Source organism: Marivita lacus, assembly GCF_014637725.1.
Taxonomy (GTDB): domain Bacteria; phylum Pseudomonadota; class Alphaproteobacteria; order Rhodobacterales; family Rhodobacteraceae; genus Marivita; species Marivita lacus.
In genome coordinates this window covers 242,146-256,884 of record NZ_BMFC01000001.1, presented here as the reverse complement: position 1 = coordinate 256,884, position 14,739 = coordinate 242,146, and the positions used below count along the sequence as shown (strand labels likewise).

The following is a 14,739-nucleotide window of genomic DNA, read 5'->3' as shown; positions in this document are numbered from 1 at the left end:
GGTCCGCAGCGGACCCCGAAGGCGCCAGACCTGCGCCTTCTCAAAGCGCGTCGAGCTTGCGCGCCAGTTTCGCATCGAGCGAGGACAGACCGTCCACGTCATGCGTCGTCAGCGTTACCTCGACGCGGTTATAGACGTTGGACCATTCCGGGTGATGGTTCCATTTTTCCGCCCACATCGCGGCCCGTGTCATCCAGCCGAACGCCTCGGTGAAATCCTCGAACTTGTACGTCTTGGAAATCGCATCGCGGTCTTCCAAGAGCGTCCATCCGGCCTCCAGCAACGGGTCCAGAACGGTCTTGCGGGCTGTGTCGGATAGCTTTTCGGTCATTGGTCGTCCTCCGTGGTGACTTTGCGGAAGGGGCCATAGCTGGTGAGGACTTCGATGTCCTGATCCACGGCCTCTGCCTCTGCCTCAAGATAACGCGCGATGGCCTCGGTGAAACCGGGGTCGCGGATCCAGTGCAGCGAATGGGTGTAAACCGGCAGATATCCGCGTGCCAGCTTGTGTTCCCCCTGCGCGCCCGCCTCGACGCGCGAGAGGTCATGCGCAATCGCGTAATCCATCGCCTGATAGTAGCACAGTTCAAAATGCAGACAGGGATGGTCTTCGGTGCAGCCCCAGTAGCGCCCGTAGAGCGTGTCGCGTCCGATCACGTTCAGCGCTCCTGCGACCCATGCGCCATCGCGTTCGGCCAGCACCAGAAGGATGTCGTCGCGCAGATGCTCCTGCGCGATGTCGAAGAACTTGCGCGTCAGGTAGGGCGTGCCCCATTTGCGCGCGCCGGTGTCCTGGTAGAACTCCCAGAACGCATCCCAGTGATCGGGCTTGATCTGGTCTCCGGTGAAGTGATGGATGGTGCCGCCGAAAGCTTGTGCGCGTTCGCGTTCCTTGCGGATGGTCTTGCGTTTGCGCGAACTCAGGTCGCCCAGGAAGCCGTCGAAATCGGCATAGCCCCGGTTTTCCCAATGGTATTGCTGGGTGCGCCTTCGCAGGAGGCCGACCCGTTCACCGGCAATCGCCTCGGCTTCTGTGCAGAAGGTGACATGCAGCGAGGACAGCTGGTTCTCGGAGGCCACCTGAACAGCGCCCTGCACCAGCGCGCTCATGCCTTCGACCTCGAAACCTGGACGGGTCAGGAACCGGCGTCCAGTGGCAGGGGTGAACGGCACGGCGATCTGCAGTTTGGGATAGTAGCGCCCGCCCGCGCGTTCCCACGCATTGGCCCAGTTGTGGTCGAAGATGTATTCGCCCTGACTGTGGCTTTTCGCGTAAAGCGGCGTGCAGGCGATGATCTGACCGTCCATCTCGGCGGTCATGTAACGTGGATCCCAGCCGGTGCCTGCGCCCACGGAGCGGCTGTCCTCGAAGGCCTTGAGGAACCTGTAGGTGGTGAACGGGTCATGGGCCCGCCCGCCATCCGCGACCTCGGGGCAGGCGCAGGCATCCCAGTCCTCCGGTGCGATCTGCGACAGGGAGCCGTGCATCGAAATGGCGATTGTGGGCGCGTCGGTTGGGTCGGACATGTCCGTTCCTTGGTTACGCAGGTTTACTTGGTTTGCTTCAGCCGAGGATCAAGCCGCGTAATTCTCGAAGGTGATGTTATCGGCGATGCGGCGCGCCTGCTGTTCCTGCTCCGGGCTGCGAATGGTCCAGCACAGAATCTGCACGCCACGGGACTTGAGTTGCTCGACCCGCGCCGCATCCAGATTGGTGTGATCATGGCTGAGGAAATCCGCGCCGACACGGTCGAAATCCGGGATCGTCGCCAGTTCGGCGCGCCGGTCCACCGAAACATCCGGCTCGTCGATCTTGCGCCAGGCGCATCCGATCAGACCGCGTGGAATGTCCGGAGACAGCTCCGCCACCTTGGCGACCATATGCGGATTGAACGACATCAGCGCCACGGGGCCGCGATAATCGTCGAGGGCGCGCAGAGTTGCCGTTTCCAGCGCACCATCTGTTTCGCCCATCGCGCCATGCTGGTCCTTGAGTTCGATCAGCAGGGGGACTGCACCGTTCACCTGTTTGAGAACGGTGGCAAGGGTGGCGATCCGGTCGGTCCCGCCCTTGAGCCCCATCGTTTCCAGTTCGGCGGCATCCCGCGCGCGGACAGGGCCGGTTTCGGATGTCAGCCGGTCCAGCCGGTCATCGTGAAACACCATGGCCACGCCATCGCGGGACAGTTGCAGGTCCAGTTCGATCGGATAGCGCGCCGCAATAGCCGCAGCAAATGCCGAAAGGCTGTTTTCGACAACCCCCTCGGCCTTGTTGTGATACCCGCGATGCGCAATTGGGCGCGTCAGGAAATCGGTTGGCAACCGTGTCATAGAAGTTCGAAGATCCCTTCGATCTCGACCGCGACGCCAAATGGCAAGGATGCGGCGGACACGGCAGACCGCGCATGACGCCCGTTTTCGCCCAGCACGTTGACCATCAGGTCGGACGCGCCGTTCACCACCTTGGGCTGGTCTCCGAAATCGGCGGTGGAGTTCACGAAGCCCACCAGCTTGACCACGCGCACCCGGCTCAGATCGCCCCCCGCTGCCTTGCGCGCCTGCGACAGAAGCGCGAGGGCACAGTATTTCGCGGCTTCGGCACCTGCCTGAGCGTCCAGATCATCGCCCAGCTTGCCCTTGATCAGCCCGTCCGGGCCGGTCGGCAACTGGCCCGAGACATAGATCTGCGCGCCGGTCTGCACGAAAGGCACGTAGTTCGCGGCCGGTGCGGGCGCGTCGGGCAAGGTCAGGCCAAGCTCTGCAAGGCGGGCTTCGATGGCGTCGGTCATGGTGTCTCCCCTGTTCATGTGCCGGGACGCTATTGCGCGCGGTACGAAATGGGAAGAGGCGATTCCACCGAGGGGCCGATCTCAGTTCTGGCCAAAGATGCTCTGCAGCAAGTCGTTGATCGTGTTCTCGAGAGCATTGCCGCCCTGCGATCCCGGCTGGGCCGGTTGTTGCTGCTGCTGGGGCTGAGGTTGCGCGACCTGTCGCGGCGGCGTGGGTTCGATCATCGGCAAGGGGCGCACCGGCAATCCTTCGTGAACGCGCAGCATCGCTTCGTGCCAGATCTCGGCAGGCAGGCCGCTTCCGGTGACGCCCGCCAGCGGCGTGTTGTCATCGTAGCCCATCCAGACACCGGCCACGTAATCGGCGGTAAAGCCGATGAACCACGCGTCGCGCGCCTCTTGGGATGTGCCGGTCTTGCCCGCGGCCTGGCGATCCGGCAGCTTGGCCCGCCCCCCTGTGCCCTGGGTGATGACCTTTTCCATCATCCAGATCAGCTGGCGCGCCGCCTCTTCGTTGATGACCCGTTCCCCAATGCCGCCGCCTGCACCCATCATCGGCTGGTCTTCACCCACAAGCCGCAATTCGCGCAAGCCGTACGGCGTGACCGATGATCCGCCATTCAGAATGCCCGCATAGGCACCGGTCATTTCCAGCAGCGATGCCTCGGACGCACCAAGTGCGAGGGCCGGTGTGTCCCTCAGGGCGCTCACGATGCCAAAGTCTTCGGACACTTTGCGCACGAGGTCGCGGCCGACGGATTCGGACACCTTGACCGCCGGGACGTTCAAGCTTCTTGCCAGCGCATCGAAAAGCGTCACCTGCCCGTAATGCTGGTTGGAATAGTTCCCCGGGCACCATCGACCCGAGCCGGGGATGTTCATGCAGAACGGCTCATCCAACACCGTGTCATAAGGGCTGTATCCAAGCTCCAGCGCGGTGGCATAGACGAAGGGTTTGAAAGCCGATCCGGTCTGTCGCTGAGCCTGCGTCGCGCGATTGAAGACACCGGACACGTTGGTCTCTCGTCCGCCCACCATGCCCCGCACGGCGCCATCGGCGGACATGACGACAATTGCGGCCTGCGCCTTCGATCCTTCACGGACCTTTGTGGCGAAGACCTCCTTTATGGTCTCGTCGAGCGCTTTCTGGATACGCTGGTCGAGCGTCGTCGAGATGATAACGTCCTCGGTCGTGTCGCGGGTAAAGAAATCCGGCCCGGACTGCATCACCCAATCGGCAAAGTACCCGCCGGTCTGGGTCTTGGCCTTGTCCGACAGCATCGCGGGATTGGCCTGCGCCGCGCGGGTCTGCTCGTCCGAGAGATAGCCTTGCTCATTCATCAACCGCAACACGGTGGCGGCCCTTGCCTGCGACCGTTCGAGGTTCGATGTCGGTGCCAGCGTTGACGGGGCGGTCAAAAGACCCGCGATCATCGCACCTTCCTGCGGGGTCAGCGCCGATGCCGGTTTCGAGAAATACCGCTCTGCGGCCGCCGAGGCACCATAGGCACCGCCGCCCATATAGGCGCGGTTCAGATAGATCGAAAGGATCTCGTCCTTTGTGTATTTCAGTTCCATCGCAATCGCGTAGACCGCTTCTTTGCCTTTGCGGTAAAGCGACCCCCGACGGCAGTCGGCAATGTACTCAGCCTCGTTTGTCCAATTGTCTGGATCGTACCTCACTCCCAGGCACAGCAGTTTCGCTGTCTGTTGCGTGATCGTCGACCCGCCATGCCCGGACAAGGGCCCGCGCCCTTCGGACAGGTTTATCCTGACGGCAGACGCAACGCCGCGCGGGGAAATGCCGAGATGGCTGTAGAACCGTTGGTCTTCGGTGGCGATCACCGCGTTCTTGAGGTGTGGCGAGACCGTATCCGCCGTCACGACGCCGCCGAACTGGTCCCCGCGCCACGCAAATGCCACGCCGTCCCGATCCAGAAGCTGAACCGAACCGCGGGCGCGCCCGTCCAGCGCTTCGCTGACATTTGGCAGCGTCGAGTATTCGTACCCTACAAAGGCCGCGAGGATCAGGCCCGCGACGATCCCGGCGCGAATAAACAGGCGCAGGAAGAAGCGGAAGACCCAGCCGATGATGCCGGTGAAAAACCCGATGATCCCGCCGCGCTTTGGTGTGGCACGCCGCGTCCGGCGCTTGGCGGGGGCCGCCTTGCGTGACTTGGACGTCTTGGTCTGTGTCTTGGAATAACGTCGGTCCGCGACCAGACGACTTTTCCCGCGTCGTGAATCAGTCATGGCGCCCGCCTGTATTGCTGCTCTTTTTTATCAATTTAATGACTTTTGCTGTCGATGTGGACCGCTCAAGAAGACGTTATCTTGTTTTTTAATCGCACAAAAAAGCATCAAACTTATTAAATTGTGCAAAATTTGTGCAATTTACCGATGTGCGGCCCGATCCTCCTGGTCCCAGACCTTCCCTTACCCTCCCTTGTGCCTCTTTTCTGCGCTTGCAAACAAGATCGACCTGCAAGGGAAAGGGACCAAGGTGAAGTTCATCATAGCGACGATCAAGCCGTTCAAGCTTGAAGAAGTCCGCGAGGCGCTCACAGACATTGGCGTCCGCGGCATGATGGTAACCGAGATCAAGGGGTTCGGCTCTCAGTCCGGCCATACCGAGATTTACCGTGGCGCGGAATATGCCGTGAACTTCGTGCCGAAAATCAAGCTCGAAATCGTGGTCGCCTCGGACATGGCGGATCAGGTGATCGAGACCATCACCAAGACAGCCCGGACCGGCAAGATCGGCGACGGCAAGATCTTCGTACTCGATGCGCAGCAGGCCATCCGCGTGCGCACAGGCGAAACCAATGGGGATGCGCTCTGAACCGGCGCTGTGACAGAGATTAGGGGACACATACAGATGAAACTACTCAAGACACTCCTGCCCGCCGCTGCGCTGATCGCGTTGCCGGTCATGGGCATGGCTCAGGAAGCTGAGGCCGCCGCGCCGACAATGGACGAAGTCGGTCCGTATATCTTCACAACGCTGCTGTTCCTGATGGCAGGCTTCCTCGTGTTCTTCATGGCCGCAGGCTTTGCGATGCTCGAAGCGGGCCTCGTGCGCTCCAAGAACGTGGCGATGCAGCTGACCAAGAACATCGCGCTCTTCTCGATCGCGGCCATCATGTACTGGCTCGTTGGCTTCAACACGATGTATCCGGGCGACTTCAACGGCTACTTCGCCATCGGCGGCCAGACCGTGCTTGATGCGGTGGGCGTCTCGGCAGCCGATGCAGCACTTGACTATGCGTCCGTCGGGTCCGACTTCTTCTTCCAGTTGGTTTTCGTTGCCGCAACCGCGTCCATCGTGTCCGGTGCCGTGGCCGAACGCATCAAGCTGTGGCCCTTCCTTGCCTTCGTGGTTGTCCTGACCGGCCTCATGTACCCGATCTCCGGGTCCTGGCAGTGGGGTGGCGGCTGGCTGTCTGAAATGGGCTTCTCCGACTTCGCCGGCTCCACCATCGTGCATTCGGTCGGTGGTTGGGCAGCCTTGGCTGGCGTGATCGTGCTTGGTCCGCGTCTGGGCAAGTACAAGGACGGTCGTGTGAACCCGATCCCGGGTTCCAACCTGGCCCTTGCAACCCTCGGCACATTCATTCTGTGGCTGGGTTGGTTCGGCTTCAACGGCGGCTCGCAGCTTGCAATGGGCACCGTTGGTGATGTCTCTGACGTATCGCGCATCTTTGCCAACACCAACATGGCGGCTGCGGCGGGTTCCGTGACGGCGCTGATCCTCACCCAGATTCTCTACAAGAAGGTCGACCTGACCATGGTGCTCAACGGCGCTCTGGCCGGTCTCGTTTCGATCACGGCAGAGCCGCTTGCTCCGACGCTCTTTGGTGCGCTCTGGATCGGTGCCGTCGGTGGTGTGATCGTGGTCTTCGCCATCCCGTTCCTTGACAAGCTCAAGATCGACGACGTTGTCGGTGCGATCCCGGTCCACCTGTTCGCAGGCATCTGGGGTACCATCGCCGTGATCTTCTACGGTGAGGCAAGCCTGATCACCCAGCTGATCGGTATCGCGGCTTACGGTGTCTTCACCTTCGTCGGTGCGCTGATCCTGTGGTACGTCCTCAAGCTGACTGTCGGTATCCGCGTCAGCGAGGAAGAAGAGATCAACGGCCTCGACATGGCGGAACTGGGCATGGAAGCCTATCCCGAATTCTCCAAAGGCTGATCTCCTCCTTCCTGTCAGTCTTTAGTGACCAACTGCCCGGGCGTTCGCGCCCGGGTTTTTTGTTTGCCGCTTCGCCGGGATTGACCTGCCACACTTCCCCACTTGCGGCACTAAACCGATCTGTTTAGATTTTGACCACGATGAACGGGGGGCAGATGACAACAGCGCAGGCGCAAATTCGGAAAGGTCGAAAGTTCGACCAGGTGGTCGAAGGCGCGCGTGAGGTGTTCCTGCGGGATGGCTTTGAAGGGGCCAGCGTCGATGACATCGCGCGCGCCGCAGGTGTGTCAAAAGCCACGCTTTACAGCTATTTCCCCGACAAGCGGCTTCTGTTCATGGAGGTCGCAACGCGCCAGTGCAAGGAACAGGCCCAGACGTCGATCGAGAACATCGACAGCTCCCACCCCCCGCGCGAGGTGCTGTCGCGCGTCGCCGAGCAGTTCCTCGGCTTCATCTATTCCGAGATGGGCCAGCGCATTTTCCGCATCTGCGTCGCCGAAGCGGATCGCTTCCCGCAACTGGGGCAGGAGTTCTATCATTCCGGCCCGATGATCATGCGCACTGCCGTGGTCGATTACCTGCGCGAGGCGGTGGACCGCAACGAGTTACGAATTGCCGATTTCGACTTGGCGGCTGACCAGTTCGCCGAACTGTGCAAGGCCGACCTCTGGCCCAAACTGGTGTTCGGCATCATCCGCACCGTGTCAGAAGCTGAAAAGGCGCGCGTGATCGACGGGGCCGTCACGACGTTCCTCGCCCGCTACGGTACTGCGGACGCTGCACCCATGACGGCCTGATACAGCGACTCGAGGGTTTCCAGGGATTGATCCATCCCGGATGCCGCCGCATCGGCACCGGTGCGGATCGCGATGTCCTTTTCGATCTGCACGATATTGCCGCTGATGAAGATCAACGACCGTGGCGCGGCGATCCGCAGCTCGACAATGGTGCGTGCCAGCGCGCGAACACGGTCCGCACCCGAGGCGGACAGGCCGATGATCGGATAGCCGCCATCATGCGCGATCTTGCACAGTTCCGCTTCGCTCCGCCCGACCTGCAGGTCGATATGCCATCCCTTGCCGCGCAGGATCTCGGCCGCCATCGTCACGCCCAGCACATGCTGTTCGCCGGGCACCGTTGCAAACAGCGCCTCGCGGTGCCCCCGGACAGGGATATGTGGCGTGGCGATTCGCAGGTCGCGCAGCATGTGGAGCATCCGCCCCGCCGCGATGGCCACATCGCTGAAATGGATGATGTCCTGTTCCCACCATTCGCCCAATCGGCACGCGGCGGCGGCAATGTAGGACAGGCACAGTTTCTGGTGGCTGGCCCCGCGCTCATGCGCGCGCAGGATGATGCGCTTGGCGTCCTCGGCAGTGGGCTCGACGAGCGCAATGCAGAACGCGTCCAGGTCGACATCGCTGATGTCGAGATTTGACTGCCGCGAGATATGCGACAGACGGTTGATCACCTCTTGTGCCATGGCAAGAAGGGATGCGTCGGATAGCCGTTTTTCCTGGCCGCGCGCATTGTCATCAATGGCACGCACCAAGATCGGTGTGTCGATAATCAGCATAGTCAGGTCTCCAACGCGTAGAACGCAGAAACCCCTCGTCCCCGAATTGAGAATGACATGAGGCTGTCAAATCCGCAATGGTTGTTCTTGTAGGCTCGGGAAAACCACGAAATGTACGTCAGTCCCGGCGTCGGACCATCAGCTGATTGTTGGACCCGCGCTTGACTTCGAGCACTTTCATATCCGCGACCAGATCGCTCAGCTTGCGCTTGCCATAGGTGCGGGTGTCGAAATCGGGATTGGCCGACACGATGTTCTGACCCAACTGCCCCAGCCGGTACCATTCGTCATCCTGGTCGATCGCGTCCATCGCCTTGAGGATCAGGTTGCGCGCCTCGTTCAGGTTGCCCTTGGGCGTTGGCTTGGCCGCGGTATTGTCCGCATCCGGACCGCCTTCGAGGTTCTCGAGGAAGATGAAGCGCTTGCAGGCCCGGCGGAAGGCCTCGGGTGTTTTCTGCATCCCCATCCCGTAGACTTCGAGCCCCTGTTCGCGCAGACGCTGCGCGAGGCGGGTAAAATCGCTGTCGGAACTGACAAGCACAAACCCACCGAAGCGTCCCGTGTGCATCAGGTCCATCGCGTCGATCACCAGCGCAATGTCGCTGGCATTCTTGCCGACCGTGTTGGCCGGCTGGTGGTGCGGGACAAGCCCGAACTCGGCCTGCACCTTGGACCAGCCCGACATCTGCTGGCTCGAAAAGTCGCCGTAACAGCGCCGTACGCTTGCTTCTCCCAGAGAGGCGATCTCGTCGAAGATCGCGGATGTGTATTTCGGGGAGGTGTTGTCTGCGTCGATCAGAACGGCCAGCAAAAGAGGAGTGTCGGACATGTCTCAGAAACCTTGTTCGGCGTGATCTGGTTCCCTGAGGCAGTCACCAGCTTGATCGTCAGGATCGGCGAACAATGCTGTCCGCCGATCCCGTTTCCTTTGGCAGATCATTCGCCAAGTGCAATCCCTTCGCGGCGCGGATCCGCCCCGCCGGTCAGGACATCACCCACCGCGATGGCGTGCAGGCCGGAATTCAACCCTTGTACGCTGACCTCGAACCCCAACTCCGTCAACGCGGTTTCCAGATCCGCTGCCGATGTGCCTGCCTCGATGTCGAACGGTCCAAAGCGGTTGACCAGATGCGGCATCGCCACTGCCTGTTGCACATCCATGTCCCAGTCGACATGCGCGATGATCGCCTGTGCGACGTAGCCGATGATGCGGCTGCCACCCGGCGATCCGATCACCAGCGACGGTGCGCCGGCCGTCATCACGATGGTCGGGGCCATCGACGAGCGGGGCCGCTTGCCCGGCTCCAGCCGGTTGGCGATGGGCCGCCCGTCAGCATGGGTGCGGAACGAGAAATCGGTCAGCTCATTGTTCAACAGGAACCCCCGCACGAACAGCCGCGATCCGAACCCGTTTTCGATGGTCGTGGTCATCGACAGCGCGTTGCCCTGGCTGTCCACGATCGAGATATGCGAGGTCGAGGGCAGTTCGAGGCTCTCGTCCGGTGCCAGCAACATCGCGTGGTCCCATTCGGGATTGCCCGGTGCCACCTCTGGCAAGGCATCATCCCCGCTCAGAAGCTGGCGGCGTTCGGCAAGATACTCGGGCGCAACAAGACCCTTGGTCGGCATCGGCACGAAATCGGTATCGGCCATGTAAAGCCCGCGATCCGCAAAGGCGAGCCGCGACGCATCCCCGATCAGGCGCCACGCCTCGGCGCTGTCCGGCCCGAGGGCGGCAAGGTCATAGCTGTCCAGCATCCCGAGGATCTGACCGACGGTCAGCGCACCGGACGAGGGTGGACCCATGCCGCACACCTCATGCGCGCGGTAGGGCACGCAGACCGGATCGCGCTCCTTGACTTCGTAGAGCGCCAAGTCAGCCGCAGACAGTACACCCGGATTGCCCGCCGCCGTGCGCACGGTGGCCACGATGTCGGACGCGATGGGGCCGGTGTAGAACGCCTCTGCGCCATGCGCCGCGATCAGGCGCAGCGTGTTGGCGTAATCCGGGTTTGCCAGCGTATCGCCCGCCACGATCGGGGTGCCGCCGGGATAGAAATACTCCTGCGTGGCGCGGAACCGCCCCAGCCGGTTGGCATCGCCCAGCACCAGTTCGGCCAGACGCGGCGACACGGTAAACCCGCCTTCGGCCAGTTCAATCGCCTCGGCAAACAGCCCGGCCCAGTCCGAGCGCCCCCACTTGTCATGCGCGGCCTGCATCAGCGCCGGTGTACCGGGAGTGCCGACAGATCGTCCGCCGACAACCGCGTCGAAAAACCCCATAGGTTCGCCATCGTCGGTTTGGAACAGCGTCGGTGTCGCCTCCAATGGCGCGGTCTCGCGCCCGTCCATCGTTGTCACCTCGCCACTGTTCGCATCGTACCAGACCAGAAACGCGCCACCGCCAAGCCCCGAGCTTTGCGGCTCCACCAGACCCAGAACCGCCTGCACCGCGACCATCGCGTCGGCGGCTGTCCCGCCCTCGCGCAGCACCCGTGCGCCGGCTTCAACGGCCAGCGGGTGCGCTGCGGTCACCATCCACTCCTGTGCCTCGACCGGACGCCCCGCGCCCTTGAGGATCAGCGCATCCGTCGCCGCTTGCGACAGGCCTCCATAGGCGGTGGTGGTGTCGGTCACCGCCTCGGGTGCGACCGCGTCGGCGGTCTGCTGTGCAAACCCTGTCGTTGTAGCCAAGCCGAATCCCAGCGTGACTGTCAAAACCCAGCTTGAGTAACGTGACATGAGTCAAACTCCCTTTGTGAAATGGAAAATCCCCGCGCGGAACGACCCGCACGTGCACAAAACCGGAACTCTGTCTGCGCGGGGGCGCAGGGCCCCCGGACACAAGGCTTAGTAGATCACGACCGACCTGATGCTTTCACCTGCATGCATCAGGTCGAAGCCCTTGTTGATGTCCTCGAGCGGCATGGTGTGGGTGATCATCGGATCGATCTCGATCTTCCCGTCCATGTACCAATCCACGATCTTGGGCACATCGGTGCGCCCGCGCGCGCCACCAAACGCCGTGCCTTTCCATGTCCGTCCGGTGACAAGCTGGAACGGACGTGTGCTGATCTCGGCGCCCGCAGGGGCCACGCCGATGATGATCGACTCGCCCCAGCCCTTGTGCGCGCATTCCAGCGCGTCGCGCATCACCTTGACGTTGCCGGTGGCGTCAAAGGTGTAATCCGCGCCGCCCTTGGTCAGGTTGACGAGATACGGCACCAGATCGCCCTCGACCTCCTTGGGGTTCACGAAATCCGTCATGCCAAAGTGCGTGGCCATCTCGACCTTGTCGGGGTTGATGTCGACACCGACGATCTGATCCGCACCGGCCAGGCGCAGGCCCTGAATAACATTGAGGCCGATGCCACCCAGACCGAACACGATGGCGCGGCTGCCGATCTCGACCTTGGCGGTGTTGATCACCGCACCGACCCCGGTGGTCACGCCGCAGCCGATATAGCACACCTTGTCGAACGGCGCGTCTTCGCGGATCTTGGCCAGCGCGATTTCCGGCAGGACCGTGTGGTTGGAAAAGGTCGAGCAGCCCATGTAATGCAGGATGGGTGTCCCATCGAGCATCGAGAACCGGCTGGTGCCATCCGGCATCAGGCCCTGTCCCTGCGTCGTGCGGATCGCCTGACAGAGGTTGGTCTTGGGATGCAGGCAGTAATCGCATTCCCGGCATTCCGGCGTGTAAAGCGGGATCACGTGATCCCCCGGCTTGAGGCTTGTCACACCTGCGCCCACCTCGAGAACCACGCCCGCGCCCTCATGGCCGAGAATCGCCGGAAAGATACCCTCGGGGTCGGCACCGGAGCGGGTGAATTCGTCGGTGTGGCAAATGCCCGTGGCCTTGATCTCGACCAGCACTTCGCCGGGGCGGGGGCCGTCGAGGTTCACCTCCATGACTTCCAATGGTTTTCCGGCTTGAATCGCGACTGCGGCACGTGTGCGCATGTTTTTCTCCCTCGATGTCTTTTGCGGAACCTTGCGGGAAAGCGTCTGGTTTGCAAGCATTGGCATGAATAATGGAAAGGTTTCTTCATGCGGATTTATTCTATTCTTGGTCTTTGTCTTGGTCTCGCGGCCTGTCAGGAAGTCCCTGTCGAGGAACGACCGGCCGAGTCCTGTGGTGCCGAAGAGATGTCGCACCTGATGGGGCTGCAACGTGCCCAACTGGAAAACATCGCCTTCTCGCAACCCCACCGCATCCTTGGCCCGGACGACGCGGCAACGATGGATTTCCGCGGTGAACGCGTGAATTTCCTGCTGGATGACAGCGGCACGGTGGTGCGCATCTATTGCGGCTGATCCCGTAGGGCAGATGTGGCGGTCCCGTACTCTCTGATCTCGACTCGTCGGGGGCCTAGGATATATAGAACAAAGGAAGAACAAACGCTGCCGCGAGTCGCATGATCAACCGTCGTATCCTGTCCATCTGGTTTCCCCGGCTGGCCGCCGAACGCCATATCCGGCGCGACCCCAATCTGGGGACGGTGCCCTTTGCCGTGGTGCGCGACGCAGGGCAGGCGCAGGTTCTGGCGTCGCTGTCGCCCTTGGCGCAGGCGGCGGGGCTCTACGAAGGCCAGCCCCTGCGCGATGCCCATGCGATGTGCGCCGACCTGCTCACCCGGCTGTCGAACCGCCATGCCGAGGCGGCGTTCCTGGGCGTGCTGCACCGCTGGGCGGGCAAGTTTTCGCCCTGGGTCGCGCGCGAGGCACCCGATGCACTGGTGGTCGATCTGACCGGCTGCGCGCATCTCTTCGGCGGCGAGGAACAGCTGGCGCTTCAGGTCGAAGAGGATTGCGTCGATCTGGGGCTGTCGGTGCAGCTTGGCATTGCCGACACGCTGGGCGGGGCCTGGGCGCTGGCGCGGTTCGGCGGCGGGCAGGGGGGTGATCATCACCGCAACGGCGACGCCATTGACCAGGAGGCGTGCGCGACCCGCTCCCGTGCGGGCAAGCGGCGGCATTGGGAACGCGGCGGGGCAGCGCCTCTGGTGGCGCTTGGCCCGGTACAAAGCCGCGCCCGCATCGCGGCACCCGGCGAAACCTACGCCGCGCTGGCCCCCCTGCCCATTGCCGCGCTGCGGCTGGAAAGTCACACGATGGCGCAGCTGTCCCGGCTTGGTCTGCGCCGGGTGAAAGACCTTGTCGATCAACCCCGCGCGGGACTGGTCCGCCGGTTCGGGCGCGGGCTGGTGGCGCGGCTGGATCAGGCGCTGGGCGCGCTGCCCGAACCGGTCAGCCCGGCCCCGCCGCCCGATCGCTTTGCCACCCGCATGAGCCTGCCCGACCCCATCGGCCTGGAGGACGATGTGATGGCTGCCATCGACCGGATGCTGCCCCGGCTATGCGCGTCGCTGCGCAACAAGGGACGTGGCGCGCGCACGCTGCGGTTCGAGGCCTATCGCGCCGACGGGACGATGCAGTGGATGAACGTCACCATGGCCAAGCCCTCGGACGATCCGGATCACATCCGCCCGCTGTTGCGGCTCAAGGTCGAGGATCTGGATGCGGGTTACGGCATCGACATGCTGCGGCTCGAGGCGGTGCTGCACGAACCCATCCACCTGCGCACCGCGTCAGGTCATCTCGAGGCGGCCGAGGCGGGACGCGCGCGCATGGCCGGGCCGAAACCCGGATCGCTGGACACGCTGATCGGACGACTGGGCACCCGGCTCGGGGTCGAGGCGATCACCCGCGTGCAGCCCGCCGACAGCCACATTCCCGAAAAGACATGGATCACCGTCGCAGCGGCATGGTCCGACCCGGTGTCGGTCTGGCCACAGCGCAACACGTCGCGTCCGTTGCGGATGTGGGCACCCGAACCGGTGATGATCCCGGATGTGCCGCGCCTGCCCGACGCCTTCCGCTGGCGTGGGCGCGATCACAAGGTCCACAGCGCACGCGGTCCCGAACGCATCGCGCCGGAATGGTGGCTTGATGACCCCGCATGGCGCAGCGGCCAGCGCGACTACTGGGACGTGATCACCGATGAGGGGCATCGCCTGTGGTTGTTCTATGCCCACGGCGCCGCGAAATCCTCGGGCTGGTTCTGTCAGGGGGCGTTTGCGTGAGGACCCATTCCGATGCGAAGTCGTCGGCCGGGAAAATGATATTCTCAGATATGAATATTTATTGCGGATGAGGAGCGAGTTTGACAGGCTGGG

At 62.7% G+C, this 14,739-nt stretch carries 14 protein-coding genes; 5 read left to right on the top strand and 9 right to left on the bottom strand.

Going from position 1 to position 14,739, the window contains the following annotated elements; all coding sequences use genetic code 11:
- Nucleotides 1–40: 40 nt before the first annotated feature.
- From IEV82_RS01370 to IEV82_RS01350, 5 genes are all read right to left on the bottom strand, one after another.
- Nucleotides 41–331, bottom strand: coding sequence for a 4a-hydroxytetrahydrobiopterin dehydratase (locus tag IEV82_RS01370; protein WP_188480153.1), 291 nt, complete (start codon nucleotides 329–331; stop codon nucleotides 41–43).
- Nucleotides 328–1,527 (bottom strand): GNAT family N-acetyltransferase, encoded by a 1,200-nt coding sequence (locus tag IEV82_RS01365; RefSeq protein WP_188480152.1) that lies wholly within the window; start codon nucleotides 1,525–1,527, stop codon nucleotides 328–330. Before IEV82_RS01365 ends, IEV82_RS01370 begins: the two co-directional genes overlap by 4 nt.
- Nucleotides 1,528–1,575: 48 nt before the next feature.
- Entirely contained in the window at nucleotides 1,576–2,331 is a 756-nt protein-coding gene (locus IEV82_RS01360; RefSeq protein ID WP_188480151.1) for a glycerophosphodiester phosphodiesterase family protein, read from the bottom strand.
- A complete protein-coding gene (locus IEV82_RS01355) occupies nucleotides 2,328–2,789 on the bottom strand; it encodes a RidA family protein (RefSeq protein WP_188480150.1) in 462 nt (153 codons plus the stop codon). Before IEV82_RS01355 ends, IEV82_RS01360 begins: the two co-directional genes overlap by 4 nt.
- A gap of 81 nt (nucleotides 2,790–2,870) precedes the next feature.
- Entirely contained in the window at nucleotides 2,871–5,042 is a 2,172-nt protein-coding gene (locus IEV82_RS01350) for a transglycosylase domain-containing protein (protein WP_188480149.1), read from the bottom strand.
- 250 nt (nucleotides 5,043–5,292) lie between these two features.
- Here IEV82_RS01350 and IEV82_RS01345 point away from each other — a divergent pair, with 250 nt between their 5' ends.
- The 3 genes from IEV82_RS01345 to IEV82_RS01335 all read left to right on the top strand — a co-directional run bounded on the left by IEV82_RS01345 (nucleotide 5,293) and on the right by IEV82_RS01335 (nucleotide 7,781).
- Nucleotides 5,293–5,631 carry a P-II family nitrogen regulator gene (locus IEV82_RS01345; RefSeq protein ID WP_188480148.1) on the top strand — a complete coding sequence of 113 codons (339 nt, stop codon included), beginning with the start codon at nucleotides 5,293–5,295 and terminating at the stop codon, nucleotides 5,629–5,631.
- 36 nt (nucleotides 5,632–5,667) lie between these two features.
- Nucleotides 5,668–6,984 carry an ammonium transporter AmtB gene (gene amtB / locus IEV82_RS01340; protein WP_188480147.1) on the top strand — a complete coding sequence of 439 codons (1,317 nt, stop codon included), beginning with the start codon at nucleotides 5,668–5,670 and terminating at the stop codon, nucleotides 6,982–6,984.
- Nucleotides 6,985–7,139: 155 nt separating this feature from the next.
- Complete coding sequence (locus IEV82_RS01335) at nucleotides 7,140–7,781, top strand: TetR/AcrR family transcriptional regulator (RefSeq protein ID WP_188480146.1); 642 nt, start codon at nucleotides 7,140–7,142, stop codon at nucleotides 7,779–7,781.
- Here IEV82_RS01335 and IEV82_RS01330 read toward each other — a convergent pair.
- The 4 genes from IEV82_RS01330 to IEV82_RS01315 all read right to left on the bottom strand — a co-directional run bounded on the left by IEV82_RS01330 (nucleotide 7,745) and on the right by IEV82_RS01315 (nucleotide 12,523).
- Nucleotides 7,745–8,560: a cobalamin B12-binding domain-containing protein gene (locus IEV82_RS01330; RefSeq protein ID WP_188480145.1), complete on the bottom strand. Its 816-nt coding sequence runs from the start codon at nucleotides 8,558–8,560 to the stop codon at nucleotides 7,745–7,747. The genes IEV82_RS01335 and IEV82_RS01330 overlap by 37 nt on opposite strands.
- 118 nt (nucleotides 8,561–8,678) lie before the next feature.
- A complete protein-coding gene (locus tag IEV82_RS01325) occupies nucleotides 8,679–9,389 on the bottom strand; it encodes an NYN domain-containing protein (protein WP_188480144.1) in 711 nt (236 codons plus the stop codon).
- Between the two features lie 107 nt (nucleotides 9,390–9,496).
- Nucleotides 9,497–11,302, bottom strand: coding sequence for a gamma-glutamyltransferase (ggt, locus tag IEV82_RS01320; RefSeq protein WP_188480143.1), 1,806 nt, complete (start codon nucleotides 11,300–11,302; stop codon nucleotides 9,497–9,499).
- 108 nt (nucleotides 11,303–11,410) lie between these two features.
- A complete protein-coding gene (locus IEV82_RS01315) occupies nucleotides 11,411–12,523 on the bottom strand; it encodes an S-(hydroxymethyl)glutathione dehydrogenase/class III alcohol dehydrogenase (protein WP_188480142.1) in 1,113 nt (370 codons plus the stop codon).
- Nucleotides 12,524–12,610: 87 nt separating this feature from the next.
- On the opposite strand from IEV82_RS01315, the gene IEV82_RS01310 reads away from it, so the two are divergent.
- Complete coding sequence (locus IEV82_RS01310; protein WP_188480141.1) at nucleotides 12,611–12,877, top strand: I78 family peptidase inhibitor; 267 nt, start codon at nucleotides 12,611–12,613, stop codon at nucleotides 12,875–12,877.
- Between the two features lie 101 nt (nucleotides 12,878–12,978).
- A complete protein-coding gene (locus IEV82_RS01305) occupies nucleotides 12,979–14,646 on the top strand; it encodes a DUF6504 family protein (protein WP_188480140.1) in 1,668 nt (555 codons plus the stop codon).
- The last annotated feature ends 93 nt before the right edge of the window (nucleotides 14,647–14,739 follow it).

Excerpts from the sequence above, each read along its gene's own strand:
- IEV82_RS01370 (WP_188480153.1), bottom strand. The coding sequence starts at position 331 with ATGACCGAAAAGCTATCCGACACAGCCCGCAAGACCGTTCTGGACCCG.
- IEV82_RS01365 (WP_188480152.1), bottom strand. The coding sequence starts at position 1,527 with ATGTCCGACCCAACCGACGCGCCCACAATCGCCATTTCGATGCACGGC.
- IEV82_RS01360 (WP_188480151.1), bottom strand. The coding sequence starts at position 2,331 with ATGACACGGTTGCCAACCGATTTCCTGACGCGCCCAATTGCGCATCGC.
- IEV82_RS01355 (WP_188480150.1), bottom strand. The coding sequence starts at position 2,789 with ATGACCGACGCCATCGAAGCCCGCCTTGCAGAGCTTGGCCTGACCTTG.
- IEV82_RS01350 (WP_188480149.1), bottom strand. The coding sequence starts at position 5,042 with ATGACTGATTCACGACGCGGGAAAAGTCGTCTGGTCGCGGACCGACGT.
- amtB (WP_188480147.1), top strand. The coding sequence starts at position 5,668 with ATGAAACTACTCAAGACACTCCTGCCCGCCGCTGCGCTGATCGCGTTG.
- IEV82_RS01335 (WP_188480146.1), top strand. The coding sequence starts at position 7,140 with ATGACAACAGCGCAGGCGCAAATTCGGAAAGGTCGAAAGTTCGACCAG.
- IEV82_RS01330 (WP_188480145.1), bottom strand. The coding sequence starts at position 8,560 with ATGCTGATTATCGACACACCGATCTTGGTGCGTGCCATTGATGACAAT.
- IEV82_RS01325 (WP_188480144.1), bottom strand. The coding sequence starts at position 9,389 with ATGTCCGACACTCCTCTTTTGCTGGCCGTTCTGATCGACGCAGACAAC.
- ggt (WP_188480143.1), bottom strand. The coding sequence starts at position 11,302 with ATGTCACGTTACTCAAGCTGGGTTTTGACAGTCACGCTGGGATTCGGC.
- IEV82_RS01315 (WP_188480142.1), bottom strand. The coding sequence starts at position 12,523 with ATGCGCACACGTGCCGCAGTCGCGATTCAAGCCGGAAAACCATTGGAA.
- IEV82_RS01310 (WP_188480141.1), top strand. The coding sequence starts at position 12,611 with ATGCGGATTTATTCTATTCTTGGTCTTTGTCTTGGTCTCGCGGCCTGT.
- IEV82_RS01305 (WP_188480140.1), top strand. The coding sequence starts at position 12,979 with ATGATCAACCGTCGTATCCTGTCCATCTGGTTTCCCCGGCTGGCCGCC.